Source organism: Pseudoalteromonas sp. TB41 (genome assembly GCF_000497975.1).
GTDB lineage: Bacteria > Pseudomonadota > Gammaproteobacteria > Enterobacterales > Alteromonadaceae > Pseudoalteromonas > Pseudoalteromonas tetraodonis.
This window is the reverse complement of sequence record NZ_AUTH01000014.1, coordinates 35,743-61,512: the sequence shown is the minus strand read 5'-3', so window position 1 is coordinate 61,512 and position 25,770 is coordinate 35,743. Positions and strand designations below refer to the sequence as shown.

At 39.4% G+C, this 25,770-nt stretch carries 24 protein-coding genes; 17 read left to right on the top strand and 7 right to left on the bottom strand.

Annotated elements, in window-relative coordinates; genetic code table 11:
- Positions 1-45: 45 nt before the first annotated feature.
- From L641_RS0102760 to L641_RS23535, 6 genes are all read left to right on the top strand, one after another.
- The gene (locus L641_RS0102760) at positions 46-507 is read left to right on the top strand and encodes a hypothetical protein (RefSeq protein WP_024601057.1); all 462 of its coding nucleotides are present in this window, start codon (positions 46-48) and stop codon (positions 505-507) included.
- Between the two features lie 108 nt (positions 508-615).
- The gene (gene secD / locus L641_RS0102755; protein ID WP_024601056.1) at positions 616-2,454 is read left to right on the top strand and encodes a protein translocase subunit SecD; all 1,839 of its coding nucleotides are present in this window, start codon (positions 616-618) and stop codon (positions 2,452-2,454) included.
- Complete coding sequence (gene secF, locus L641_RS0102750; RefSeq protein WP_016899961.1) at positions 2,447-3,376, top strand: protein translocase subunit SecF; 930 nt, start codon at positions 2,447-2,449, stop codon at positions 3,374-3,376. The genes secD and secF overlap by 8 nt, the downstream gene beginning before the upstream one ends.
- A 102-nt stretch (positions 3,377-3,478) precedes the next feature.
- Complete coding sequence (locus L641_RS0102745; RefSeq protein WP_024601055.1) at positions 3,479-3,955, top strand: hypothetical protein; 477 nt, start codon at positions 3,479-3,481, stop codon at positions 3,953-3,955.
- 104 nt (positions 3,956-4,059) lie between these two features.
- Complete coding sequence (locus L641_RS0102740; RefSeq protein WP_024601054.1) at positions 4,060-4,608, top strand: hypothetical protein; 549 nt, start codon at positions 4,060-4,062, stop codon at positions 4,606-4,608.
- 154 nt (positions 4,609-4,762) lie between these two features.
- Complete coding sequence (locus L641_RS23535; RefSeq protein WP_231485830.1) at positions 4,763-5,104, top strand: hypothetical protein; 342 nt, start codon at positions 4,763-4,765, stop codon at positions 5,102-5,104.
- A gap of 148 nt (positions 5,105-5,252) precedes the next feature.
- Here L641_RS23535 and L641_RS0102730 read toward each other — a convergent pair whose 3' ends face one another.
- Entirely contained in the window at positions 5,253-5,588 is a 336-nt protein-coding gene (locus tag L641_RS0102730) for a zinc ribbon domain-containing protein YjdM (protein ID WP_013464836.1), read from the bottom strand.
- A 315-nt stretch (positions 5,589-5,903) separates the two neighbouring features.
- Here L641_RS0102730 and L641_RS0102725 point away from each other — a divergent pair, with 315 nt between their 5' ends.
- From L641_RS0102725 to L641_RS0102715, 3 genes are read left to right on the top strand one after another with little or no spacing between them, the layout of a single operon-like run.
- Positions 5,904-7,298: a RimK family protein gene (locus tag L641_RS0102725; RefSeq protein ID WP_024601053.1), complete on the top strand. Its 1,395-nt coding sequence runs from the start codon at positions 5,904-5,906 to the stop codon at positions 7,296-7,298.
- The gene (locus L641_RS0102720; RefSeq protein WP_024601052.1) at positions 7,298-8,443 is read left to right on the top strand and encodes a GNAT family N-acetyltransferase/peptidase C39 family protein; all 1,146 of its coding nucleotides are present in this window, start codon (positions 7,298-7,300) and stop codon (positions 8,441-8,443) included. The genes L641_RS0102725 and L641_RS0102720 overlap by 1 nt, the downstream gene beginning before the upstream one ends.
- A 16-nt stretch (positions 8,444-8,459) precedes the next feature.
- Positions 8,460-8,972, top strand: coding sequence for an MgtC/SapB family protein (locus L641_RS0102715; RefSeq protein ID WP_013464839.1), 513 nt, complete (start codon positions 8,460-8,462; stop codon positions 8,970-8,972).
- A gap of 12 nt (positions 8,973-8,984) precedes the next feature.
- Here the strand turns inward: L641_RS0102715 and L641_RS0102710 are convergent, their stop codons facing one another.
- On the bottom strand, positions 8,985-10,214 hold the full coding sequence (locus L641_RS0102710; protein WP_024601051.1) for an EAL domain-containing protein: 1,230 nt from the start codon (positions 10,212-10,214) through the stop codon (positions 8,985-8,987).
- A 232-nt stretch (positions 10,215-10,446) separates the two neighbouring features.
- Between L641_RS0102710 and L641_RS23530 the strand changes: the two genes are divergently transcribed.
- On the top strand, positions 10,447-11,493 hold the full coding sequence (locus tag L641_RS23530) for a GGDEF domain-containing protein (RefSeq protein ID WP_024601050.1): 1,047 nt from the start codon (positions 10,447-10,449) through the stop codon (positions 11,491-11,493).
- Here the strand turns inward: L641_RS23530 and L641_RS0102700 are convergent.
- Positions 11,482-12,492 carry a helix-turn-helix domain-containing protein gene (locus tag L641_RS0102700; protein ID WP_008110511.1) on the bottom strand — a complete coding sequence of 337 codons (1,011 nt, stop codon included), beginning with the start codon at positions 12,490-12,492 and terminating at the stop codon, positions 11,482-11,484. The two genes, L641_RS23530 and L641_RS0102700, sit on opposite strands and share 12 nt — an antisense overlap.
- A gap of 128 nt (positions 12,493-12,620) precedes the next feature.
- Between L641_RS0102700 and L641_RS0102695 the strand changes: the two genes are divergently transcribed.
- Together L641_RS0102695 and L641_RS0102690 are read left to right on the top strand one after the other, a co-directional pair.
- Positions 12,621-14,528 carry a beta-ketoacyl synthase gene (locus tag L641_RS0102695; RefSeq protein WP_024601049.1) on the top strand — a complete coding sequence of 636 codons (1,908 nt, stop codon included), beginning with the start codon at positions 12,621-12,623 and terminating at the stop codon, positions 14,526-14,528.
- Positions 14,529-14,882: 354 nt separating this feature from the next.
- Positions 14,883-16,697, top strand: coding sequence for a DNRLRE domain-containing protein (locus tag L641_RS0102690; protein ID WP_024601048.1), 1,815 nt, complete (start codon positions 14,883-14,885; stop codon positions 16,695-16,697).
- 148 nt (positions 16,698-16,845) lie between these two features.
- Here L641_RS0102690 and L641_RS0102685 read toward each other — a convergent pair whose 3' ends face one another.
- Both L641_RS0102685 and L641_RS0102680 read right to left on the bottom strand, forming a co-directional pair.
- The gene (locus L641_RS0102685) at positions 16,846-18,030 is read right to left on the bottom strand and encodes an acyltransferase family protein (protein WP_024601047.1); all 1,185 of its coding nucleotides are present in this window, start codon (positions 18,028-18,030) and stop codon (positions 16,846-16,848) included.
- Positions 18,031-18,156: 126 nt separating this feature from the next.
- On the bottom strand, positions 18,157-18,573 hold the full coding sequence (locus L641_RS0102680) for an MgtC/SapB family protein (protein ID WP_013464847.1): 417 nt from the start codon (positions 18,571-18,573) through the stop codon (positions 18,157-18,159).
- Positions 18,574-18,844: 271 nt separating this feature from the next.
- Here L641_RS0102680 and L641_RS0102675 point away from each other — a divergent pair, with 271 nt between their 5' ends.
- Positions 18,845-19,087 (top strand): hypothetical protein, encoded by a 243-nt coding sequence (locus L641_RS0102675; RefSeq protein ID WP_249362436.1) that lies wholly within the window; start codon positions 18,845-18,847, stop codon positions 19,085-19,087.
- A 309-nt stretch (positions 19,088-19,396) separates the two neighbouring features.
- Here the strand turns inward: L641_RS0102675 and fghA are convergent, their stop codons facing one another.
- Positions 19,397-20,239, bottom strand: a complete 843-nt coding sequence (fghA, locus tag L641_RS0102670; protein WP_024601045.1) for an S-formylglutathione hydrolase — start codon at positions 20,237-20,239, stop codon at positions 19,397-19,399.
- Between the two features lie 66 nt (positions 20,240-20,305).
- Complete coding sequence (locus L641_RS0102665; RefSeq protein ID WP_008110499.1) at positions 20,306-21,427, bottom strand: S-(hydroxymethyl)glutathione dehydrogenase/class III alcohol dehydrogenase; 1,122 nt, start codon at positions 21,425-21,427, stop codon at positions 20,306-20,308.
- A gap of 130 nt (positions 21,428-21,557) precedes the next feature.
- Here L641_RS0102665 and L641_RS0102660 point away from each other — a divergent pair, with 130 nt between their 5' ends.
- The 4 genes from L641_RS0102660 to L641_RS0102645 all read left to right on the top strand — a co-directional run bounded on the left by L641_RS0102660 (position 21,558) and on the right by L641_RS0102645 (position 25,709).
- Positions 21,558-22,430, top strand: coding sequence for a LysR family transcriptional regulator (locus L641_RS0102660; RefSeq protein ID WP_024601044.1), 873 nt, complete (start codon positions 21,558-21,560; stop codon positions 22,428-22,430).
- Positions 22,431-22,566: 136 nt separating this feature from the next.
- Positions 22,567-23,784, top strand: a complete 1,218-nt coding sequence (locus L641_RS0102655; RefSeq protein ID WP_024601043.1) for a lipoprotein-releasing ABC transporter permease subunit — start codon at positions 22,567-22,569, stop codon at positions 23,782-23,784.
- The gene (gene lolD / locus L641_RS0102650; protein ID WP_013464853.1) at positions 23,777-24,475 is read left to right on the top strand and encodes a lipoprotein-releasing ABC transporter ATP-binding protein LolD; all 699 of its coding nucleotides are present in this window, start codon (positions 23,777-23,779) and stop codon (positions 24,473-24,475) included. The genes L641_RS0102655 and lolD overlap by 8 nt, the downstream gene beginning before the upstream one ends.
- On the top strand, positions 24,465-25,709 hold the full coding sequence (locus L641_RS0102645; protein ID WP_024601042.1) for a lipoprotein-releasing ABC transporter permease subunit: 1,245 nt from the start codon (positions 24,465-24,467) through the stop codon (positions 25,707-25,709). The genes lolD and L641_RS0102645 overlap by 11 nt, the downstream gene beginning before the upstream one ends.
- The last annotated feature ends 61 nt before the right edge of the window (positions 25,710-25,770 follow it).

Below are 25,770 nucleotides of genomic sequence, written 5' to 3'. Positions count from 1 at the left end.
TGCCCTTATATACTATCTATCCTTTATTTTAGTTTTAAATGACAGATGTTTAAATTTCGCGTTTTTTTAGCTACATGCTTGTTTTTTGCCGCACTCTTTAGTGGGCAAAGCCATGCTATGGGTGTAAAACACGAATTAAACAATAACCAAAGCAGTTATAGCCATGTTGGTAATGTCGAAAATTTAACTAACGCTCCCACACCGTTAAAATCGCTAGGCAATTTACAGCATAAAAACTCAAAGCATTCTGAGTTTGCTGCGCATCAACCTAGGCTAACAGCCAATAACTCTTTTTTATTTTTACACAGTGCGCAGGGCGATCCTGAATACGATGTAGTGCATGAGTTTTTTGCGCTAAATGGGTGTAGGCATATTTTTTTGCGACCGCAAGCAGTCACCATAAATCAGCCTTGGTATACCTGGGTATTTAAAAGTAAAAAGTCGCGCTTGAGCGGCTGGAAAGATGCGAATCTGTTATACACCGCTGTAACCACCTACCACGCTTAAAGTTCCTTAATTATCGTTAATTGGTTTTAACGCATCGCGTTTTGACCTTAAGTTTAATTGTGCCTAATAGGTACGTTACTGGGCTATGCCTAGTAATAAGGAACAACTATGTTAAGTTTTAAAAAACAAAAAAAGCCATTTATGGCTAAATTTAAATTAAGCTATGTAGCCATGTTGGTTGTATTGGTTTTACTGGCAATAAGCGCTTTACCTAATTTATACCCGAATAAATCGTGGTTGCATATTAGTGCCGCACCTGAGGTTAAAACACAAGCACTACCAAGTACTGAAAACATAGTGCGCTTTTTAAATAGCCAAGGTTTTGAGGTCAGCCAAGGGGTAGAAAACCAAGCAACAATTAATGTGCTTTTAAATACACCTACGCAAAGTGCCCAAGCTCAAGCGGCTATAAAATCGAATTACCCAAATACACAAGTTAAAATTGTAGAACATGCAACCAGCCCTATTTGGTTACAAGAGTTTGGTTTATCGCCCATAAAGCTGGGTCTTGATTTAAACGGCGGAGTATTGTTTGTACTTGATGTTGATTTAGATAAAGCCATTGATGAGCAATTACTCAGTGCTTACCAGCAAACGAAAGCCATTATTGTTAAACAAAAAGCCTATGGTGTTAAAGCAAAGCAAACTAACCAAGGCTTTGAAATAAGTGCATTAGAAAATGCAGCTGAAAAGCTAACCTCAGTTATTAGCGACCTTAAAAGCCGCTTTGAAAATCTAACTATAACCACATCAACTCATGGCAACTTACAGGTCGTTAAAGTGAGTTATTCTGAGCAAGGGCGCAGCGCATTTGATAAACAAGTCATGAGCCAAACACTCACTACGCTTCGCTCACGCATTGAAGAGTTAGGAATTACCGAGGCGGTTACACAGCGCCAAGGTAAGCAGCGCATTCGCATTGAGCTACCCGGCGTCCAAGACCCAGCCGAGGCAAAACGTATTATTGGTGCTACCGCGTCACTTGGATTTTATCAACTTAAAGAGATTGGCGGGCAAACATTTAATTTGCAATCGGGTGGGACTATTAAGCTCGACCCTGTGCCTATTTTTACTGGTGAGCACATTAATAATGCCAATATTGGCCGTGATGACTGGGGTAAACCTTTAGTACAACTGAGCCTAGATAGCCAAGGTGGCGATGCTATGTCGACGTTTTCTAAAGCGAATATAGGCAAGCCGATGGCAACGCTCTATTCAGAGTATTCACAAAATGCTAAAGGTGAAGTGGTTAAAAAAAGCGAAGTCATTAATGTGGCGAATATAGCCCAGCATTTAAGCTCACGCTTTAGTATAACCAATATGCAAAGCCAGCAAGCGGCTGCCGATTTAGCGCTATTACTACGTGCAGGATCGCTTACGGCGCCAGTGACCATAGTACATGAACAAACTATTGGTCCAAGCCTTGGCCAAGACAACATTAACAATGGATTGGCGGCGTTAATGTTAGGCATGGGGTTAACGCTTGCCTTTATGGCGCTGTGGTATCGTCGTTTAGGGCTTATTGCAAATGTTGCGTTAGTTTTAAATTTAACGTCTTTAGTGGGGTTAATGTCATTATTACCTGGGGTGGTTTTAACACTTCCTGGTATTGCAGGTTTGGTGCTAACCATAGGAATGGCAGTTGATACTAACGTGATTATATTTGAACGCATTAAAGAAGAGCGCCGCAAAGGACGTCCTCCATATCAAGCGATACAAGAGGGCTATAAACAAGCTGCGAATACGATTTTAGATGCCAATATTACCACGATGATCACCGCGATTATTTTATATGGTATAGGTTATGGCCCTGTAAAAGGCTTTGCTATAACGCTGGCGCTGGGACTTATCACATCGGTATTTACTGGTGTGTATGTATCGAAATATTTAAGCCAAAGCTTATATTTAAAGCTGGGTAAAAAAGCAGGAGTAAACGCGCATGCTTAATTCTTTTTTAAAATGTGAGGCAGGGTCTCGTATACGTTATACAGGCATGCTGATCAGCGCCATATTTGTGTTGTTGTCGGTATTCACCATTGCACAAAAAGGGCTAAACTTTGGCCTTGATTTTACGGGTGGATACTTAACAGAGTTTACCACCAGCCAAGGTGTTGAACTAAAACAGCTTGAGCAATTTATTGCAAAAAATCATCAGGGTGAATTTGAGCTAACAGCACAGGGCAATAATCATTTTCAACTAACACAAGGCCCCAATAATACAAGCAATAACGATGACTGGAAAACGGCTATTAGCCAAAACCCAACTATAAATGCTGAGGTTTTATCATCGGCTTATATTGGCTCTCAAGTGGGTGATGAACTATTTGAACAAGGCTGCTTAGCATTATTTGCTGCGATGGTCGCGGTAATGATTTATTTAGCTGTTCGTTTTGAATGGCGTTTGGCATTAGGCTCTGTGGTGGCTTTATTTCATGACTTAGTGCTGGTGGTTGGCTTATTCTCATGGTTACAAATAGAGTTTAACCTAACTGTTTTAGCCAGTTTGTTGGCGATTATTGGCTACTCACTAAATGACTCAATAATAGTTGGAGATAGGGTGCGCGAGCTGTTGCGCATACCAACAAACATCACACTCAAACCAAGCAGTATTATCAACAGTGCTATTAAAAGCACCTTAACTCGTACGCTTATTACCTCCGGGACTACGCTCGCAACGGTTGCAAGTGTTTGGCTGTTAGCAGGGGCGCCGCTGCAGGGATTTGCAATTGCTCTGTTTGCAGGAATAGTCGTAGGCACGTTATCGTCCATTTGTATTGCTGCAACATTACCCGAGCTACTTGGGTTAAGTGCTAAAAACTACGATAAGCAAGTGGATCAGCAAACGCAGGCATTAATGGATATGCCATAGGCTTAAATCAGCATTGTTGTTACACAGCAAAGGGATAGTGTTAGGTGTAGCAACAATGCTAAAATGGCAAAATTATTTTTACCGTATTTAGTGAATTTCCAAATGAATAAAGCCCATGTTACAGAGCACCTGCGTTTTGCCTTAGAAGAGCAGCTCAATACTGCGAAAATTGCAGCTCAAACAGCCCACGATACCGCGACCCACGAAGAAAGTATTGCAGAAACTCAATATGATACGCTCGGGCTTGAAGCTGCGTATTTAGCGCAAGGTCACGCTGATCGGGTGAATGAGTGTTATAAAGAAATACAACTATTTGAAGCCATCTACAACGACGTCGTTACAGGCACAATAGCAGTCAGTTCATTGGTGTGTTTAGAAGATGATGCAGGCACACAAAAATGGTTTTATTTAGGCCCAGCAGCTGGTGGATTAACCGTTGATATTAAAGGCACAACTATTCAAGTACTTACCTCTGGTGCACTATTAGGCCAACAGTTATTAGGTAAACAAGTCGATGATGAAGTTAGTTTAACACTCGGTGATGTAAAACATAGTTACGATGTGGTTAAAGTGCTTTGAATGTAGTATTTATTTGTCTCTTACTTTGAGACGCAGCATCTCGTAGGCTTCTTTGTTAAATAATTGCCTGAAACTTAAAGAATAAAATTAAAGATGAGCCGTTTATGAACTTAGTTTTGGTTAGTGATATATTTGGTAAAACAGCGGCTTTAAAAGCATTAGCTGAAGAACTAAACGCTCAGTCTATTGTCGATCCCTATGGCGGGGTGGATATGGCATTTAACAGTGAACAGCAGGCCTATGAGTATTTTAGTCAGCATATTGGCCTTGATGAGTATGTCGCTATTTTACAAAAAGCGATTAAACCACTCGCTGGTAACATCATATTGATTGGTTTTAGTGTTGGCGCATCGGCAATTTGGTCAATGTCTTCACATCCGGCGATTAAAACGATAACTAAGGGCATTTGTTTTTACAGCTCGCAAATTAGGCACCATACAGACTTACAACCACAGTTTGAGATTGAACTTATACTTCCGCATTATGAACCGCACTTTGATGTTAAATCACTGCACGTTGAGCTGGCAACAAAGGCTAATGTTAATGTAAAGCATGTTAATTATTTACATGGTTTTATGAACCCACACTCAAGTAACTTTAATCAACGCGCTTACGATGAAACATTAACTGTGTTATCTAATAAGCTAATATAATAAACTAGTTAAGGGGTGTTTATAACTCGATGTTAGCTGGTTTCACTCAATCACAACTAAGGCATTTATAGCGTGAACTTATAAGATTTGCTTGAGTCTGATAATCATTAACGGATAAGCAGTTAAATAAAGGACATAAATTTAAGGGAATATTATGGAGATAGGGATTTTTACCGTCACAATTACGGGTGTTTTACTCACGGCTTTAATTATAAAGTACTTAACCTTTAGGCCTGAGCGTGTTTTTTCTGATATTGGAGAAAACGTTCTACTTTGCAAAAAACCTCACTGGTTCAATAATAATAAAAGTAGAATGCAGCTTATTCCCAAAGGGGCGATAATTAAAATACAGCTAGCGTCAAATACCGTTACTTTATTTTGTAAAAGTGGCAATGTTATTGATATACCAGTGCCAAACTCAAAGTTTACTGCCGATGTTTTGCAAAGCGCAAAAACACACTTTCACAAAGCAGAAGTAGTAATACTAGACAACTAACACACCACTTTGAGAACTGAATTTAGATTTTCAATTTTTTAAAAGGCGCTGAAAATCAATTAGTTAAAGTGGATGTCAGTTTGTTAATGCAATAAAGCGCCAAGATTACACAGGTTCTTGCTGTATTTAATTGTTTATTTCAATGGGTTTAGGCTTTTTTAACAAATTTAGCCGTCACCATCATTTCACCTATGCCATCTACTTTACAGTCAAGCTCATGATCTTTTTTATCAAGTACACGTCTTACTAAGGCCTTGGTGCCAATTTTAATAACTTGTGAGCTACCTTTAATTTTTAAATCTTTAGCTACGGTTACTTTGTCGCCATCAGCAAGTAAAGTGCCGTTTGCGTCTTTCACTAAAATAGCGTCTTCGTCATTAGTAACATTCGGGTTCCACTCATAGGCACATTCTGGACAAATAAGCAGCTGTTGGTCTTCGTAAACGTATTCACATTGGCATTTAGGACAAGCGGGAAGAGACATGATGATCACTTTTAGTATTAAATTTTGGCTATTTTAAAACACAAATTAGCAATAAAAAAGTTCATCAAAAATTTTTATCTTTACGCTAAAAATATCTCGTTTGTGCGCATCTAAAAAAGGGCATATAAATCACCTGTCGCTTAAGCAATTTAAGCGCTAACGTTTATAGTAGATATTCGTTAAAGCACCTATCGTATTAAGTGATTTGCTAAATGCTGCACTTAGTGCGATGGGTGTTTCTATTTGCTGTTTTATTCGCTGAGCTAACTGATTAGCAAGGCTGCTTTGTATATTTTGACTTAACTAGGAAAAGTCGTGTTTAAAACCTTAATTGTGGTTGATAACAATGAGCAAACGCTTGCTCTTTCATTTGAAAATGTCATTACCTTTAACACCTATTTGCGTGACTACCCAAAACGCAACGAACCAAAAACCCGCATAATAAATCTATGTGATGCTAGCCAGTATTTAAGTAAAGGCTATTACTGTTCGTTACTTGCTGAGGCGCGCAAGCACCAAGTATTACCGAGTGTAAAAACAATTAACGCGCTTCGAAGCAATCAAGCGTCATTACAAAATATTGGCCATATTGATGGTGCTGTTTATTTTGGTCATGCGGGAAATGATCAACAAGCTAAAGCCGCTAAATCGGTATTTAAACAATACCCAGCGCCTATTTTATTTGTTGATGAGCAAGGCCTATTACAACAAGGATCATTAGCGTCCCTAAGCGAGCAACAATATGCTGCGTTTATTGAAAAGCTAAATGAGTTTACCCAAACGCAATGGCGTATTGGTAAAGTAGAGCGCCGTTTCCGTTGGGATATGGCGATATTGGTTGATCATAACGAAAAAGTACCGCCAAGTGATAAAGATGCAATAGCCCGTTTTATAAAAGCAGCAGCGAAACATGGTATTAACGCAAAAGCACTTAGCTTTGAGGAAATAGACAATATTGCCCAATTTGATGCGTTGTTTATTCGACAAACAACAGCGATTGATCACCCAACGTACCGCCTTGCAAGTAAAGCGCAAAGCCTAGGTTTAGTGGTGATTGATGATGCGGAGTCTATTTTACGATGCTGTAATAAAGTGTACTTACATGATGCATTCAATTATCAGAAAGTACCGAGCTTAAAAACCGTGGTGGTCGCAGATCAATCAAAAGACACAATTGAGCAACTAGAAGCGTCGTTTAATTATCCGCTGGTATTAAAAATGCCAGAAGGGTCGTTTTCAAAAGGCGTGTATAAAGTTGCTAATCGTGATGAATTAGAAGCTAAGCTTAGTGAATTATTTGCTTTAAGTGCGTTAGTTCTGGCGCAAGAGTACATGTACACAGAATATGATTGGCGTGTAGGGGTACTTAATGGTCGTGCTATTTATGCGTGTCGTTATTTAATGGCGCGTAACCATTGGCAAATATATAACCATGACGCAAAACGCTTTTTCTCGGGTGGCTTTGAAACATTACCTACGTTTGAATTACCTAAAGCTGTACTGGATGCTGCTTTAAAAGCATGTAAAACCGTGGGTAAGGGTTTATACGGTGTGGATGTAAAAGAGCATCAAGGCCGTGCGTATGTGTTGGAAGTAAACGATAACCCAAGTATTGATCACAAAGTAGAAGATGGTTACTTAGGTGATGAGTTATACATGATCATTATGGATGAGTTTAAACAGCGCCTTGAAGCACGAGGTCGCGGCTAATGCTTAACGCATTGTCTGATATAACGATTTTTGCAGGGGCGGATATTAGTATTCGCCCTGCAAGCGCGAGTGATTTAAACGCCTTAGTGGCGCTTGAAAATGCCTGCTTTAGTAACGATAAGCTTAGTGCGCGAAGTTTAAAGCGCTGGCTTAGTGCTAAACATGGGATTTTATTAGTTGCCGAGCACAATGCGCAATTATGTGGTTACGGTTTGGTGTGGTGCCATAAAGGCACGCGGTTAGCGCGTTTGTATTCGTTAGCCGTATTACCGACGATGCAGGGCAAAGGAATCGCTAAAACGCTGCTTAAAGCCCTTGAAAAAGCCACTAGTGAGCGTGGGCGTATTTATTTGCGTTTAGAAGTGGCAGTAAATAACGACAGCGCCATAGGGCTTTATAAAAGTGTAGGGTATCGTGTTTTTGGTCAGTACAGTGATTATTACGATGATCACAGTGATGCCTTGCGCATGCAAAAAAACATCCGTCAAACCAGCGAGTTGCAAGTTGAGCGTTTAACGCCATGGTATCAGCAAACTACCGAGTTTACCTGTGGGCCTGCGGCATTATTAATGGCAATGGGCTCGCTTGATAACAGCACAGAGCTGAGTCAGTCACATGAATTAGCTTTATGGCGTGAAGGCACCACCATTTTTATGACCTCGGGACATGGCGGTTGTCATCCGTTTGGCTTGGCATTGGCTGCAAATAAACGGGGATTTAAAAGTGAGGTTATTGTTAATACCTCAGAGCCATTATTTTTAGATGGGGTACGCAGTGATAATAAAAAAACGGTGCTGGCGACAGTACATCAGCAATTTGTTGAAGGCATAGCCTCGGCTAATATTCCTGTTACCTATAAAGATGTTGAACTAACCGATATAGAGACGTGGTTAAACCAAGGTTTTAGTGTGTTACTGTTAATAAGCACTTATCGGTTTGATGGAAAAAAATCACCGCATTGGGTATGTGTTACTCATTTAGATGCGCACTGTGTGTACGTACATGACCCGTTTTGCGAACCAGGTAACGACAATCAATTAGCGATTGACTGTCAATATGTGCCAATTGCACGCAGCGATTTTAGTAAAATGTCGGCTTTTGGTAGTCAAAGGCTTAGAACGGCAGTTGCTATTGGTAAAAAATAATAGATTAGGATTTTAAGTGACATTTTTAGATTTTATCGATGTAGCCCCATACTCGTGGGCAGCTATTGGTACGGCGGCTTTTTGTGGGGCTATTATTGGTATAGAACGGCAATTGCGTGGCAAACCTGTAGGGATCCGTACTTCTGCACTGATCACCTTAGGTACTTACTTGTTTTTATCGACTGCGTTTAATTTACAAGGGGATGTGATTGATCATTCTCGCGTAGTCGGGCAAATAATTACCGGCATCGGCTTTTTAGGCGCAGGCGTAATGCTCGCAAAAGACGGTGCGGTAGTCGGGGTTACCTCTGCTGCCACCATTTGGGTACTGGCCTCCATTGGCGTGATGATAGCAACTGAAAACCTCGGGGCTGCTATTAAGCTCTCGGTGCTTGTGGTGGGTATTTTATATGGCGTTGACGTGCTAGAAGCTAAGTTTAAAAGCTTAAGTAAAGGCGTGCATGCTAAAGTGAAAAGTTATCATAAACGCTATTATCGAAAAGACAGTATTGATACCGAGCGCCACTAATTAGTGGCGTTTTTATGCGGGTAGTGCTTTGTTTTGGAAGCTAAGCGCATCTTCAATTGGTGCAGGGCGGCCAATAAAATAACCTTGTACACTGTCTACATTGAGTATTCTTAACGAGTTTAGTTCTTCTGCGGTTTCGATCCCTTCGGCAACAATGGTGCAGTCGATTGCTTTTGCAAATCCACACAGTGCTTTTGCCAGTAAAAATTTACGATCGTCTGTGTTTATATTTTGAGTCAGGCTAATATCTAATTTTATAATATCGGCCTCAAGCTCTAGTATGTGCTGAAATGAGGAAAAGCCAGCGCCAACATCGTCAATGGCCAAGCGCAGACCTTTGTTTCTGAGAGGCCTAAGTGCAGCTCGCATTTTTTCGTAATTAGAAATTGGCGAATGTTCAGTAATTTCTAATACCAGCCTAGTGCAGTCAATCTGTTGTAATGTTCGTTCAAGTGCACTGCTAAGAATGTGCGAAGGCGAGCAATTAATGGCAATGTAAGTTGTATTATTAAACTTTGCCATACTGGCTACTGCATTTTTAATGGCCAGCATTTCTAATGATTCACTTAAACCCACCTTACTCGCTTCTTCAAACCAGATATCAGGGGTTTTATAAGGGGTGGTTAAAAAACGTGCAAGCGACTCAAAACCTACAACTTTATTATTTAGTTGACTATAAATAGGCTGGAAATAGATACTAATATCATTATCGCCAATAATTTGCTCAATAGTTGATTTTGTGTGGTTGTACGATACGCTTTTATCTAAACTCTTTTCAATTAATCCGGTCGCTATTTCTGAAATAATATTTAAAAAAGATAAATCGCGCTCATTTAAGCTCTCATCATGGTGTGATTTATAACAACAAAACGTACCATATAATTTACCGTTTGACAGGTTGATAGGTACACCTATATATGCCCCTATACCTAATTTTTTTGTAACCGGCATCGCTTTGGTTATTGGGTTTGCTTTGGTATTAGTAATAATAGGGCTAAGCTTGTTGTCGGTGATTTGTTGGCAATACGTTTCATTAATCGGATCGGCATTACCCACTTTAACAACTTGGTTTTCAGAGGGGTTATCGACCACTTTAAAAACACGCTCATCGTTAATAAATTCAGATATAAAAGCAACATCCATATCTAAATGTTTACGGACCAAAGTGAGTAAGTTAGCTAGTTTAGCCTTAATGGATGCATTGTTGTGTTGTTCGACAAGCAAATTGGTTAATTCATCCATCGGCTATCTCCTTATGTTAATACCACTACACCTAATGAGTAATACTATAATTTATATATATAAAAAGATCTAATCAAGGCCTATCAATCTTTGTTCACGCATATTTAAATTTAGGCTAATATTAGCTGTTATAGTAAGTAGGCTTACATATAAGTTGTAGTTATTATCTATTTTTTAATGCTAGGCTGATATGCTTGAAGTTTATGGGAGGTAATAATTTAGAGGGATATTAATGCATCAGCATTCATTTGATAAAACAGAATCAGTCAGATTAACCGTATTCAAAAATATAAGCTTAATAATTACATTAGTTGCTTTAGTTGTGGCTTACGTTAATGTGTTTATGAGTAAAAATTATGTTTTGGGCTTTATTGAACTTGCATTAGCTTTTTTTTGTATTTATACCTATCACCAAACGAGAACAAACCGCTCTAAATTATGGCATAGCTATGCTGTTATTTATATTTACTTTGCGGTTGTGTTGCTTGCTATCACCGCAATTAATCTAGAGACTGGCATATCGCATTGGGTGTGTACTCTTCCTGTATTGGTTTACTTATTGTTTGGAAAAAAGCATGGTTTTATAAGCAGCTTTGGCTTTTTGATTACGTTGTTATTGCTGTTTTATGTTATCGACAAACGGTTAGTTGAAATAAATTTTAAGCTCATCATTAATCTTTCTCTGACGTATATTATTGTGTGGGGTGTTTCACATGTTTTTGAATCGATGAGAGCCTCTAATCAAGAGGAAATTATTAATTTAGCATTACGCGACAGCTTAACGCAGGCTTATAACCGGCGTGCTTTTAAAAGCCATTTTCATAACCATATCGACTTTTCTAACCCCTATTTTTTTGCCTTAGCTGATCTGGATTTTTTTAAAAAAGTAAACGATAAATATGGGCACGATGCCGGTGATTCAGTGCTGGTACAATTAACACAGTTATTTAAAAAACATTTAGGCGATGAACATGTTTATCGTTTTGGCGGTGAAGAATTTACATTGGTGGTAAATGACGACATAGAGGTCGCTATAATCACAATGGATAAGCTAAGAACTGACATACAAAATCATCAATTTACTTATATGCAGAGCACGTTAAACATCACTATCAGTATTGGCTTGGTCGGTATTGATGCACATGAGCATACTCACCTGAGTGAAATTTTAAGATTAGCCGATAATTATTTATATTTAGCTAAAAACAACGGTCGAAACTGCGTTGTCAACGGCCTGACTAAAATATCAAACAAGGGCAAAGAAACATTAACCAAATAACTTTCGTCTGACTACTTTTCTGTATTCGCTCGGGGTTTGGCTCAATACCTTTTTAAACACACGGGTTAAATGCCCTTGATCGTTATAGCCAACTTCTAACGCGACTTCCTGAATTGATAAGTTCGATGAGGCCAGTAATTCTTTTGCACCTTCAACACGTAGCTGCTGCCAGTACTCTATAGGGCTTTGATTTGTAGCAAGTCGAAACCTGCGTGTAAACGTGCGGTAGCTTAAGCTAAATTGTGCCGCGACTTCTTGTAAATCTAACTCACTAGATAAATTAGTTTTTAACCAAAATTGTATTTGTGCAATAAGTTCATCAGCATGTCGGTTAACGGCGCCTTCTAAATAGCGTTGATCTTCGTAGGGTTTACGTATTTCATGTGAAAAGTTCCGCTCAACATGCTGCGCCGCTTCTTTACCATAGTATTGGCTAATAATATGAACAATAACGTCAGCTAAGGCATTTAAACTGGCTACCGTATACATGCGCTCTGATTGGGTAATAAAAAAATCAGGTTTTAAGCTAACGTTTGGATAATCTTGAGAAAATTGCTTGGCATAATGCCAGTGAGTGGTTGCAGGGTGACCATCAAGTAAACCGGCTTCTGCGAGCAAACAATTGCCGGTACCAACACCAATAATATGGCTTCCCATCGTAAAACTCTCATTGAGCCAATTAACTATTGGTTGATTCGTTTTAACAACCGGCCGTGGATTACGCCAAATACCCGGAACAATGATTAAATCGCAATAGGGGGCGTTATCACTGCTGCAATCAGGCACGATGGCTAAACCTGTTCTGGTTGCAATAGGAGCCATATTTTTAGCAATTAAATGAATATTCAGCGCTCTAAAGTGTTGCTTACTAGTGTGCCCTTTGGCGAACGCTTCACCTGCTCGGAGCATTTCAATTGGCAGGGTTAAACTAGTTACCAGTAGGTGCGAGTAAACAGCAATGGCTATATTTAATGGTGGATTTGTTGGATTATTGCTCATTTAAATGCTCCGACCAGTTGTTTTTGGCCTTTTGTGCTTAATATTTGGCTATTAAAGCACAAAGGTGTGTGCGTAATCCATTTAAACTAACTCCATATTCTTATAACACGTTTTTTTAAAGGTAAATTATGACCGCATTACCCGTCATTGTCGGCATGGGAGGCATTAATGCCGCTGGCCGTACTTCTTTTCATCAAGGTTATCGTCGTATCGTGTTAGATAGCTTAGAGTCTCAAGCTCGCCAAGAAACATTTTTAGGCCTCGCCACATTAATGAATTTAGTGAGTGTTGTGAATGGACAACTACAAGACATGCAAGGCAATAATGTTGAGCAAAGCGACATAGAAGCACGTTTTGGTGAGCAAATTATTGCAGGTACATTAATTCGCAAAATTGAAAAACAACATTTTGATGTGGATGCCACGCCGTGGCAGCAAAAAATGACGTTAACCGCATCGGATGAAAACGCGATTGTGTTTGAAACACGCCGTCGTGATTTACCTTCGCCAGTACCTGAAAGTTGGCACGTAGAAGAGCTTGAAAATAAAAAAGTGAAAGTAACTATTGCTGCTCAATTTGATATTAAGCATGATTCTACTCGTGATAACCCAATTAAATCGGCTGGGCAACTACCCACAGGGTTTGATCCGTCAATTATGTACAATAGCCGCTACCAACCTCGTGGTTTACAAGCCACTATTTTTGCTGCCACCGATGCAATAAAATCAACCGGACTTGATTGGCAATACATTATGAATAGTGTTGAGCCTGATAAAATTGGTACCTATTCAGCATCGGTTATTGGCCAAATGGACGATAAAGGCTTAGGTGGGTTAGTCAAAGCGCGCCAGCAGGGTGATCGCGTCAGCACTAAGCAGCTAGCACTGGGTTTAAATACAATGTCGACCGATTTTATCAATGCCTATGTTACGGGCAATGTAGGGACTACTTTTTCTACATCGGGTGCGTGTGCTACTTTTTTATATAACTTGCGCGCAGCAGTAAATGATATACAAGCAGGGCGCACACGTGTTGCAATTGTGGCAAGTGTAGAATGTGCGATTACCCCTGAAGTGGTTGAAGGCTTTGGCAATATGAGTGCGCTGGCTAATATTGAAGGTTTGCGCCGCTTAGATGATTTAAGTCATGACGATGAACCTGATTATCGTAGAAGCAGCCGCCCATTTGGCGAAAACTGTGGCTTTACTTTAGGTGAAGGCGCACAAGTGGCTATATTAATGGATGATGCGCTGGCACTTGAACTAGGTGCAGACATTATGGGCTGTGTGCCTGATGTATTTGTTAACGCCGATGGAGTAAAAAAATCAATTACTTCACCTGGGCCTGGTAACTACATTACCATGGCAAAATCGGCTGCACTTGCCAGTAGCTTACTAGGTAAAGAGGCATTACAGCAACGTAGCTTTATTTTAGCCCATGGTTCAAGCACACCACAAAACCGCGTAACTGAGTCGTTAATTTATCATAAAGTAGCGCAAACATTTGCAATAGATAATTGGAAAGTAACCGCCCCTAAAGCGTATGTTGGCCATACTATAGCACCTGCCAGTGGCGATCAGCTTGCCATTGCCTTAGGTGTATTTAGTCATAATATTATGCCGGGTATTACCACTATAGATAAAGTGGCTGATGATGTTTATGCAGATCATTTAGATATTCGTAACAGTCACTATGATTGTGGTGATATGGATATTGCATTTATAAACTCTAAAGGGTTTGGTGGTAATAATGCAACAGCCACAGTGCTTTCAGCAAAAGTAACGATGCAGATGCTTGCTAAGCGTCATGGCGATGAAATGATGGGGCTTTATACCAGCAAGCATGCAGCGGTAAATGAAGCACAACAGCACTATCAACAACAAGCAGATTTAGGTCAATACGCGCTAGTTTATCGTTTTGGTGATGGGCTGATTGATGAAAATGACATTGTTATTGATGAGCACAGCATTCAGCTGCCAGGCTTTGAAAAAGCAATTACATTCAATACAACACATTCCTATCAAGATATGTTCTAAGCACACATACTTGTTAGCAAGGCGCTTTTTAAGCGCCTTTTTTAATGTATGAACCCATATTGTAGTTTAACTAATGCGCTAATTAGTTCCTTAACAAAAATATTAAAACTTCACCTCTTTGCAAATACTTCAAATTACTAATCTCTTCTTCCGCATTAAAAATAAAGCACCTTGATAAATTGAAAATATTAGGTTTGTTGCATACAATATAATAATTAATTAGTAGTGTGTTATTTATTTTATTAAGTTAAAAAGTATTATTTGTTATGCATCAAGAACTTTATAAATAGTTACTATAATTTTTTGCTCAGATAGGTTAAATACTCAATTTTATTAATTACTTTAGGAGTAGTGATGAAATTAATACCATTAAAACGCTGGCTTATAGGGCAAAAAAGTCTCACTTTATGTACTTTACTCTTTCTGTCTAAACTTAGTTTTGCGTCTATTATTTTATTTGATGACAAACCACGTAATGGTACTTCATTGTGGTCAACCTCATCTAGTGAATCGACTTTAACTAAAATTGGTGAGCCTGTAGCTGCTGGCGAAAGAGCTATATTAATGCAGGCACACTACTGGACTCAATCAGGATTACGTATTGCTCAAGTACCTCCTTTTAAAAATTCAATACTTGAGGCAAAAATATACAGAAAATCAGGAAATAAGGGCACTTTAATGTTTCGTCGCGGTAACGATTCATTAAAAATAAATCTTGATGAAACCAATAACGAATTTTGGACATTGGATGGTTTGCCTGGCCATAATAATTTTTCAGACGATACATGGCACACGATTAGAATCAATCTCAATGGCTTTAATCTTGATGAAAATGAGAAAGTCCTGGCTATTGGTATTCAAGGCCCTCTTGGAACAGGTAGATTTTACATGGACTCGGTTTCCTTTGTTGAGGGAGAGCCAGATAATAACATTTCTCCGCCATTAGCTGGTAATTGGGAGCTGACTTTTGAAGATAATTTTAATTCAACTTTATTAAACCCTAATAATTGGCATGTTGGAAAGCAATATCTAGGAATGAGTGGTATCGCAGGTAATGCTGGGCGAGAAACTATTCGCATTGAAAATGAAATGTTACGGTTTGAAGCAGAAAAAAACACATTAAATCAAGGAACTAAACGTTACTTTTATAAAGCCGCTGAGGTAAGTACTTTTCGTAAATTTAGACAAAAATATGGTTACTTTGAAGCCAAAATTAAGTATGACTCAGTACATGGTGCTTGGCCTGCATTTTGGTTACTACCTGACAAAGGCATTTATGGTAACGATACTTATAGGAGGCAGTCATTATTAAAATTTAATCTTGATGATGTATCTACTACTATTTCTTCTGCATTATTAAGATTTAAGATCTCTGAAGCAAACACTCAAAGCAGCATAGCTGTGCATAAAACACTTTCCGCAGATTGGTCCCAAGATACTGTAACTTGGAATACTAAACCGCAGGTCGATCCCTTATGGTTTAGTCATAGCTATGGAGAGGTTACGGGAAACATAATTGAAGTGGATGTTACCAGTTATATAAGAGAGCAAAAAAGTTCTGGTAAAGAGGCGAGCTTTGCATTGATTGACAATTATATGCGTAGCCAGCTTATAAAAATTTTTAGCAGTGAAGCGAATAATATTTCTGATAGGCCCGCTTTAATTGTAAATGAAGAAAGTTTATTCCCGACTGAAGATGCTTTTGTGCGTGGAGGTAATTATGCAGATACTAATTATGGTCAAGAACCATTTCTTTTAATTAAAGACACTTGGGGAGATACCTCACCTACATTCGATCAGGGAATGGAGTTTGATATTATGGAGAGTTTAGGTATCTGGGGGGAAGACATCAGTATCTCAGCTCTGCATTGGGATGGTTACGGTAGCCAACATAAGTCAGTAAATTCCGGCGAGCTTTATCATAATTATTCCTCAGATGGTTTCCATATATATGGCATGCATTGGCAGCCTGGTTATGTCGGTATGTATATAGATGGTGAAAAAGTCTGGGAGCACTATGACGACCGAGTTGGAAGTTTACCTTCTTATATTATTTTATCGTTACAAGTAGGTGGTTGGGATGGTAATGAAAAGAATATCAGTGATGATTTTGAGGCTAACATGCTAGTAGATTTCGTTAGGGTCTGGAGTAATTCAGAGTTCAATTAACAACAAGAGCGAACCAAAGCGTTATCATTTATAAATGTCGATTATGATGCATTAAAAAAAGCACTCAAAAAATTAAATTAATCTATCTGATAAAGTGACGAAACATTTTATCGAGTATTTCCCCCACAATATATTGTGGGGGCGATTACTAAATATATTTAGCAATCAGGCTGTTTTTATTACGATATTTCCAGTTTAAGTAGCGCTTAGCGAGTAAGGCGGTAAGCACAACCACTACAGCTATCATCGCCATGGTCGCAATATAACTCATACCATACCCAGATGGTAAGCCAACAAGGGTTTCACCATAGGTCATATCACTAAAGTTAAAACCAAGAGCAGGTATTAAAAGCCAACTGATAGCATGTAGCAAATACAAGTGAGTGAGGTAGGAAAACATGCTGGTTTTACCTAGTACTTGCAGAAAATTTTGCGAAAAACTAGCCTTTAAGTGGCTCAACAGTTTTAACGCAATTAAACCAAGCCCTACAGTAAGTAACATAAATTGTAACGACAACGGATATTTAGTCGGATTTAAAAACGACATAATAGTCAGCAGTGGATCTGTATGTGTAGAAAACTGTGACATATCACCGTATAAATTAAAGCCGCGTAGTATTGAATATAGTGCTAGGCAGCTCATACCCATAATAAACGCGTAATTCATCACTTTTTTACTATAATGCTGAGATTTATAATATACACCTGCACAATAAGCCAAACACATGAGTCCAACAATAGGCGCAACGGGGTAGGTCGTTCTAATAGAAAAACCAAACGGCAGTGCTAATACATTTTTTTGATGAACGATAGACCACAGTGTATGCGCTATTGTATTAGTTTCAAAGGTAATGCCATCAAGTAAGTTATGACCAAATACCAGTAATAAGCCAGCTATAAATACAGGGTATATACCTGTTAAGCGAAGCAAGCCAAGCACCACAAAGCCCCAGCCAATCGCCCAAATTACTTGAGCATATAACATCGGGAAAAGAGGATTAAAACTCCATGACCATGACACAATTGTAAACTCAAATAAAATAAGCACTAAGCCTCGAACTATTAAAGCGTTAGCAAACTGACGAGTACACGTGTATTTATGCTCTGTAATAGCGGCAGAGAGGCCTGCTAAAAATACAAATAATGGCGCACAGAAATGCGATATAAAGCGTGTGAAAAAAGTAAGCGCATCTGTTCCGGGTATGGTCATGGGATCAGTTACTGAATAATTTAGACAATAATACATGCCGTGATCTATCACCATAAATATGATGATAATGCCGCGTAATAGATCAATATGATGCAAGCGACTTTGCGATAAAGATAATGACATAAATATAATTAACAAGAATGAAAAAAATGAACTTGATTATATGTTATATTATATCAAAAGGCGAGTTTGAAGATTGAATTTAACAGGGTGATCGCATCAGCGCTAAGCAATTAATTATAATTTTCATTATTTAAATTTTTTAACATACCTAAGCGTTATGAAGTTTATTACTGCCAACAAAATAGCTATTTCATAGCGGCTGTACGCAATAGCGATACCAATTAAACCCATATTCCAAATACTCGCAGCTGTTGCTGTTCCAGATGTAGACTGGTTATTTTTTAAAATAGCGCCGCCACCAATAAAACCAATACCTGTAATAATACCTTGTAACATTTTAGATTGCGCCTCTGCGCCCTCCAAAACTGACATAGCAATCAGTGCATAACCACATGATGCGACGGCAACTAAAGGAAACGTTCTTAGACCTGCACCATTATGGCTATGCTCTCTATCATATGCCATTGGCAGGGCAAGTAAATACGCCATGCCAAGATGAATCAAGTTATCAATAATGTCTCTCCACTGTAGATCAATTTCCATTGCTATTTCCACGGATAAATTTTAAATAAGCAGCAAAAATTGAACCAAGGTATTAATTTAAATAAAATCATTGTGTTACCTTTGTTTTATCGAGGGGGATGAGTGGCGTTAGCAATATTTACACAATAAAGTGCGTTTTTACCCAGCAATGAATTTCAGCTGCGTACCACACAAGCAAACTCTATTATGTAAAATTGTGGGGCTTACATATTTTTACAACACTCCCTTTTTAAGTCGTATATAATTTGGCTTATTTGCAACGAGAGTTTACATGCGCATTTTATTAATTATTATCTTTTCAAATGTATTAAGTGGTTGCACAGTAATGGGTATATTTTTGGATGAAACGGCGAGATCCAAGTTAAACATCAATAGCACTAATAGTTTTGTAAAGGATAAAGATAGTTTTAGTTTTAGCAAACTTGGTTACGAAACTGATAAAGCCATAATTGAATTTATAAAAGAAGATAACGGTGTGATTAAAAAATGTAGGCAGGTTACTAGGGTCTGTTGACCTTTCAAGGTTAAATTTACAGCAGTCTGTTTGGTATTTAGGCAAGGCAGAGCCTATGTGGTGTGGTTATTCCCCATAAATAGGCGATAACGCAGAATAAATGCTAATCAGGCGCTGCCCGAAGGGTTCTGCCTAGGGGCGATTTACTCTTTGTTACTCGGTTTTTACTTAGCCCACTAGGTTACAAACCTCGCGCCGCGATTAAACCGCCCCTAGTTTGAACAAATTTTAATCCGCAAAGGTCAACAGACCCTAAAGTCTTAAAAGAATGTGTAGAAGTAGATAAATCTACTCTACACAGTAATGAACCTAAGCCGATAAAAACTGATGATGAAATAATAAGTGTTGGTCTATAAAGCTACTAATAAAAAAGTAACTATGATCGTAGCCAGCGTGCATTTCGAGCTGCAGCGGATACGCTTTTTTATTAGCGATATCGACCAAATTTTGCGGCTTAAGCTGCTCTTCTAAAAAGTTATCAGCATCACCTTGGCTTACCAGCATAGGTAAATAGTTAGCTTGCTCGGCTTGTTGCATTAATTCGCAAGTATCGTAGTGTGCCCACGTTGTTTTGTCGTCGCCTAAGTAGCCTGTAAATGCTTTTACACCCCACGGACACGCCATAGGATTAACAATAGGACTAAATGCCGAAGCGCTGGTGTACGATTGTGGGTTTTTAAGTGCAATCATCAATGCGCCGTGCCCGCCCATTGAATGACCACTAATTGCTTTTTTATCTGTAACAGGAAAGTGTTGCTCAATTAGTGCCGGTAACTCATTAACAACGTAATCATACATATTAAAATGGGTGTTGTAGGGCGCTTTTGTGGCATTAAGGTAAAACCCAGCACCTTGTGCAAAATCATAGCTGTCTTCGTTTGGCACGTTATCACCACGTGGGCTCGTATCTGGCGCTACAATGGCGATACCCAGCTCCGCTGCTTTTTTAAATGCGCCTGCTTTTTGCATAAAGTTTTCATCGGTACAGGTTAAACCTGATAACCAGTACAGTACCGGCACCTTATTGGTTTCACTGGCGCCTGGCGGTAAAAAAACTGCAAAACGCATAGTGCAACGAGTGCTTGAAGCGCTATGGCTGTATTGCTTATGCCATCCGCCAGCCACTTTCGCTGTTGAAATATTTTCTAACATAACAATCCTTAAAAGCCGTTACTTAATAGCAACGGCTTGTGATGGTAATTAAGTGAAATGAGCGTATTAGTAATGAATTACAGTACGAATACTTTTACCTTCATGCATTAAATCAAAGGCATCGTTAATTTCTTCTAGACTCATGGTATGAGTGATAAAGTCGTTTAGCGCAAATTCACCCGCCATGTAACGCTCTACAATTTCAGGAAGTTGTGAGCGGCCTTTAACACCACCAAATGCGCTACCACGCCATACACGGCCAGTAACAAGTTGGAACGGACGAGTTGAAATTTCTTGGCCAGCACCGGCTACACCAATAATCACCGACTCTCCCCAACCCTTATGACAACACTCAAGCGCAGAGCGCATCACATCAACATTACCAATACATTCAAATGAGTAATCAACACCGCCATCGGTCATCTCAACAATGACTTCTTGAATTGGCTTGTCAAAGTCTTTTGGATTAATTAAGTCGGTAGCACCTAGTTTGGTCGCCAAGTCAAATTTAGAGGTATTAATATCAATACCAATAATACGGCTAGCACCAGCCATTTTAGCGCCAATAATGGCAGATAAACCAATACCGCCTAAACCAAAAATAGCCACGGTATCGCCCGCTTTTACTTTAGCCGTATTTGTTACAGCGCCCATACCGGTAGTAACACCACAGCCTAATAAACAAATTTCTTCTAACGACGCTTCTTTGTTTACTTTAGCCAATGAGATTTCTGGCAATACTGTGTATTCAGAAAATGTAGATGTACCCATATAGTGGTAAATAGGCTCGCCATCTTTGAAAAAGCGAGTGGTGCCATCTGGCATTAAGCCTTTACCTTGCGTTTCGCGAACTGCTGAACACAAGTTTGTTTTACCTGAAGTACACATTTTACATTCACCACATTCTGCGGTGTATAAAGGAATAACGTGATCGCCAACTTCTACACTCGTAACGCCTTCGCCCACAGCGTAAACCACCCCAGCGCCTTCATGACCTAAAATAGCGGGGAAAATACCTTCAGGATCTTCACCTGATAAAGTAAAAGCGTCTGTATGGCATACACCAGTGGCAGTGATTTTTACCATTACTTCGCCTTTTTTAGGCATCATCACATCAACTTCTTCAACGCTTAAAGGCTGATTAGGGCCCCAGGCAATCGCTGCTTTTGATTTTATAAATTCAGACATGTGTATATCCTTTGTAGTGGTTTGAATATGAATTGTAGACCCATACTGTTTGGGTGATGAGGTTATTGTATTTGTTTCTCAGACAATGATAATCTTCAATTTAATAAAACACTTTTACAGTATGGTAATAATTATGCGTTGGGAAGGTATTGATGAGTTTATTGCTGTTGGCGAAGAGGGAAGTTTTACCCAAGCTGCACAGACGTTAGGTTTATCGGTTGCTCATATTAGCCGCCATGTTACAAAGCTAGAACAACGGTTAAATACGCAATTATTAACACGTACCACTCGAAAGGTTGTGTTAACCAAAGAGGGCGAGCAGTTTTTACACCAAGTTAAACATTTACAGCACGCAATGGACGAGGCCACTCAAGGCTTAGCATCGGTACAAACCTCACCTAAAGGTAAAATTAAATTAACAGCACCGGTTATGTATGGTGAAAGTTTTATTATGCCCATTGTGCATTCATTTATGCATGATCACCCAGAGGTAGAAGTAATCGCAACGCTCTCTAACGAGCAAGAAAACTTATTAGAGGGGGGCTTTGATTTAGCCATTCGACTAGGCCATTTAAAAGATTCAAGCTTAAAAGCGCGGCGCTTGAGCTCGCGACGATTTATTATGTGTGCTTCACCTGCATATTTAGCGCGTTTTGGTGAGCCTCACACTTTGGGGGAGCTTAATAATCATCAATGTTTAATTGGCAATAGTAGTTATTGGCGAGTAAATGAAAATAATCGTGATAAACATATTAAGGTAGCAGGGCGATTGCATTGTAATAGCGGCTGGGCACTGGTTGACGGCGCTAAAAAAGGTTTGGGTATTGTTCAGTTGCCAGATTACTATATTGAAAATGAAATTAAATCCGGTCAGTTAGTGCCTATATTAACTGCATACCAACCACAACAAGAGGGCGTGTGGGGTCTATATCCGCCACGGCAATTTGTGGCTACTAATGTGCGGGTATTACTTGATTACTTAGTAACAGGGCTGAAAGTTTAGCAGGGTTTACTGGCTTGTTTAAAATATAGCCAAGTATCAGATTTATAAATTATTTCTTACATTTATGGTGTTATTCAATTGCGCTGAGTTCGTGCTACTATAACGCCACACTTTTGGCATTAATGTTTTAATTAATATGTTTCAACCTGTTAGCCTATTTATCGGACTCAGATATAGCCGCTCCTCTAAAGGCAATGCGTTTATTTCGTTCATTTCGTTTTTTTCTATTGCAGGTATAGCGATTGGTTTAATGGCGCTTTTTACGGTCAGCAGTGTAATGAACGGCTTTGAGAGTAGTTTAAAATCAAATATGTTGGGGCTTATTCCACACGTTGAAGTGCAAGCCAAAGATCACTCCAAAGCGCAAATGAATTCGTTAAAATCTGCGCTTGAGCAATCACCGTATGTTGATCATGTTAGTTTGTACCGCCACGGTGAAGCCATATTGCAAACCAATAAAGATCTTCACGGGGTGTTATTACAAGGGCTTTACGACAATAACGGCTCGCTGTATAAAATCACCGACAAAATAGTGCAAGGCAATTGGCAAAGCGTACTAAATAATAATTATAATATTGCAATAAGTCGTTATTTAAGCCGCAAACTTGGCGTTGGCTTAGGTGATAAGTTACGTGTAATTATGCCTAACGCATCTACGTACACCCCACTTGGGCGCATGCCAAGCCAACGTTTATTTAAAATTGCTGCTATCTATGAAACTGGCTCCGAAATAGACATGGGACTGGCATTTACCAGTGGCGTATCACTACAACGGGTTTTAAAACTTAGCAACAATACGGTACCTAATTTAAGCGTGTCACTGCATGAGCCGTTTGCACTTGACCAATTTATGCAAGACAGCCAACACATACTCAATGACTTTAAACTCACCGACTGGAGAAGCAGTCAAGGCACTTTATTTGCCGCCGTTGCGATGGAAAAACGCATCATGTCTATGCTCCTTGGCTTAATTGTGCTGGTGGCGGTATTTAATATTGTATCGGCACTGACCATGATGGTCAGTGAAAAACAAAGCGAAGTAGCAATTTTGCAAACATTAGGACTCACACCAAGCCAAGTGCAAACCGTATTTATGGTACAAGGGCTCTATAACGGAGTAATTGGCACGGCCGTGGGTGCTTTTTTAGGTCTTTTATTAAGCTTATATATAAATGAACTGCTGGCTTTGGTTGGTTTAAATTTACTATCGGGAATTTCACTCCCCGTCAAATTTGATGTGGTTAGTTTAAGTGTTATTGCCGTTTTAAGCTTAGCAATGAGCTTTTTAGCGACTTTATATCCAGCACGCCAAGCCGCTAAAGTAAACCCAGCAGAGGTATTACGTTATGAATGATTTAGTAATTAGTTGTGAAAAAATAAGTAAAGTGTACCAAGACGGGCAAAATCAGGTTGAGGTATTAAAAGGGGTTGATTTAGCCCTAACGCAAGGTGAAATGCTGGCAATTGTAGGCAGCTCAGGTTCAGGTAAAAGCACCTTGTTACATATTTTAGGCACCTTAGACACGGCCAGTGCGGGTAGTGCAAAAATAAAAAACCAAGACGTTGCTAAGTTATCTCGCTCGCAGCAAGCGGCTTTCAGAAATAAAAACTTAGGGTTTATTTATCAGTTCCACCATTTATTAATGGAATTTAGTGCGGTTGAAAACGTTGCCATGCCATTACTCATAAAAGGGTTGAGCGCGAAAGAAGCCAAAAAGAAAGCACTTAACATGCTAGATAAGGTAGGCCTTGCACATAGAAGTAGCCATAAGCCTTCGGCTCTTTCTGGTGGTGAACGTCAGCGTGTTGCCATTGCACGCGCTTTAGTGACAGAGCCTGCGCTGGTGCTTGCTGATGAGCCAACGGGTAATTTAGATAAGCAAAATGCGATTAAAATTTACGATTTAATTAATGAGTTAAATAAAAGTTTAAACACCAGCTTTGTGGTAGTGACTCATGATTTAGAACTGGCAGATAAGCTGGGTAAAATAGCGTACTTAGATGATGGTAAACTATCAATAAAAGAGTCTAGCCATGTTGCTTAGTGCCTTTATTAGTAAACGCTTTAGAGCCTATTCAGGCCATAAAGATGAAAAAAATGCCTTCGTAAGTTTTATAGCCAAAGCATCCACTATTGGTATTTTACTTGGTGTTGCCGTGTTAATTGTGGCGTTATCGGTGATTAATGGGTTTGAGCAGCAATTAGTGCATCGTTTATTAAGTGTAGTGCCGCAAGTTGAATATGTTGCCCCAAGTAGGCCAATTGCCGATTGGCCCACTAAAGTCGAAAAGTTAAAACAGCAACCACACGTAACAGGCGCAGCCCCATTTATTGCCGTTAATGGTATGGCGCAATTTAAAAGCCAATTAAAAGCGGTTGAGATCCGAGGTGTTGAGCCTTCGTTGGAAGGTGATGTGTCAGCCATTAACCAATTTACACAAGGTAAATTAGTCAGCCAGTTAACAGGTGATGATGTTATTTTAGGCAAGCAAATTGTTAAGCAACTTAATATCGCATTAGGTGATAATGTGACCTTGTTAATCCCGCAAATTAGTGAAAAAGGCCAGTCATTACTCGCCCCAAAACGCGTTACCCTCACGCTTGCGGGCATTATAGAAATGGGCGGACCAATCGACAGCAGCGCTGCTTTTATTCATCTTAACAAAGCACAACAAACCTTAGGCTATGATCAAAGCCAAGTAACAGGGTTACGCTTGCGTGTTGATGATGTGTTTTCGGCGCATCAAATAGCGCTTCGTGTTGGCCAGACCATTACCGATTATGTGTATATTTCGAGTTGGCTCAGAACGCAAGGTAGCTTGTATCAAGATATTCAAATGGTGCGCACGATTGTTTATATTGTGGTGTTTTTAATTATCGCGGTGGCGAGTTTCAATATTGTGTCTTCACTGGTAATGGAAGTGCGTGAAAAAGAAGGCAATATTGCTATTTTAAAAACCATGGGTGCCAAAGACAGTACCATATTGGCTACTTTTGTCATGCAAGGCTTAACCCAAGCATTTGTGGGTGTACTTTTAGGCTCAATTGTTGGCGTGATTTTAGCAATTAATATTAGTGAGCTATTTACCTGGCTGAGCTTATTACTGGGTGAAAACCCGCTAGAAGGTGTGTACTTTATCGAATTTTTGCCCAGTAAATTAGTTTGGCAAGATATTGTGTTGACCGTTATAGCCACCTTTGTGCTTGCGATATTGGCGACGCTATATCCAGCATGGCAAGCAACACGCGTAGATCCGGCAAAGGTATTGGGTAATTAAACACAGTATTTAATAGGGTGCTTAGTGTAACTCTGATAAACTGCGCCGCTACTAAACAGCT

Bases quoted from the DNA above. Each gene is read 5' to 3' on its own strand.
- L641_RS0102760 (WP_024601057.1), top strand. From the start codon at position 46: ATGTTTAAATTTCGCGTTTTTTTAGCTACATGCTTGTTTTTTGCCGCA.
- secD (WP_024601056.1), top strand. From the start codon at position 616: ATGTTAAGTTTTAAAAAACAAAAAAAGCCATTTATGGCTAAATTTAAA.
- secF (WP_016899961.1), top strand. From the start codon at position 2,447: ATGCTTAATTCTTTTTTAAAATGTGAGGCAGGGTCTCGTATACGTTAT.
- L641_RS0102745 (WP_024601055.1), top strand. From the start codon at position 3,479: ATGAATAAAGCCCATGTTACAGAGCACCTGCGTTTTGCCTTAGAAGAG.
- L641_RS0102740 (WP_024601054.1), top strand. From the start codon at position 4,060: ATGAACTTAGTTTTGGTTAGTGATATATTTGGTAAAACAGCGGCTTTA.
- L641_RS23535 (WP_231485830.1), top strand. From the start codon at position 4,763: ATGGAGATAGGGATTTTTACCGTCACAATTACGGGTGTTTTACTCACG.
- L641_RS0102730 (WP_013464836.1), bottom strand. From the start codon at position 5,588: ATGTCTCTTCCCGCTTGTCCTAAATGCCAATGTGAATACGTTTACGAA.
- L641_RS0102720 (WP_024601052.1), top strand. From the start codon at position 7,298: ATGCTTAACGCATTGTCTGATATAACGATTTTTGCAGGGGCGGATATT.
- L641_RS0102710 (WP_024601051.1), bottom strand. From the start codon at position 10,214: ATGGATGAATTAACCAATTTGCTTGTCGAACAACACAACAATGCATCC.
- L641_RS23530 (WP_024601050.1), top strand. From the start codon at position 10,447: ATGCATCAGCATTCATTTGATAAAACAGAATCAGTCAGATTAACCGTA.
- L641_RS0102700 (WP_008110511.1), bottom strand. From the start codon at position 12,492: ATGAGCAATAATCCAACAAATCCACCATTAAATATAGCCATTGCTGTT.
- L641_RS0102695 (WP_024601049.1), top strand. From the start codon at position 12,621: ATGACCGCATTACCCGTCATTGTCGGCATGGGAGGCATTAATGCCGCT.
- L641_RS0102690 (WP_024601048.1), top strand. From the start codon at position 14,883: ATGAAATTAATACCATTAAAACGCTGGCTTATAGGGCAAAAAAGTCTC.
- L641_RS0102685 (WP_024601047.1), bottom strand. From the start codon at position 18,030: ATGTCATTATCTTTATCGCAAAGTCGCTTGCATCATATTGATCTATTA.
- L641_RS0102680 (WP_013464847.1), bottom strand. From the start codon at position 18,573: ATGGAAATTGATCTACAGTGGAGAGACATTATTGATAACTTGATTCAT.
- L641_RS0102675 (WP_249362436.1), top strand. From the start codon at position 18,845: ATGCGCATTTTATTAATTATTATCTTTTCAAATGTATTAAGTGGTTGC.
- fghA (WP_024601045.1), bottom strand. From the start codon at position 20,239: ATGTTAGAAAATATTTCAACAGCGAAAGTGGCTGGCGGATGGCATAAG.
- L641_RS0102665 (WP_008110499.1), bottom strand. From the start codon at position 21,427: ATGTCTGAATTTATAAAATCAAAAGCAGCGATTGCCTGGGGCCCTAAT.
- L641_RS0102655 (WP_024601043.1), top strand. From the start codon at position 22,567: ATGTTTCAACCTGTTAGCCTATTTATCGGACTCAGATATAGCCGCTCC.
- lolD (WP_013464853.1), top strand. From the start codon at position 23,777: ATGAATGATTTAGTAATTAGTTGTGAAAAAATAAGTAAAGTGTACCAA.
- L641_RS0102645 (WP_024601042.1), top strand. From the start codon at position 24,465: ATGTTGCTTAGTGCCTTTATTAGTAAACGCTTTAGAGCCTATTCAGGC.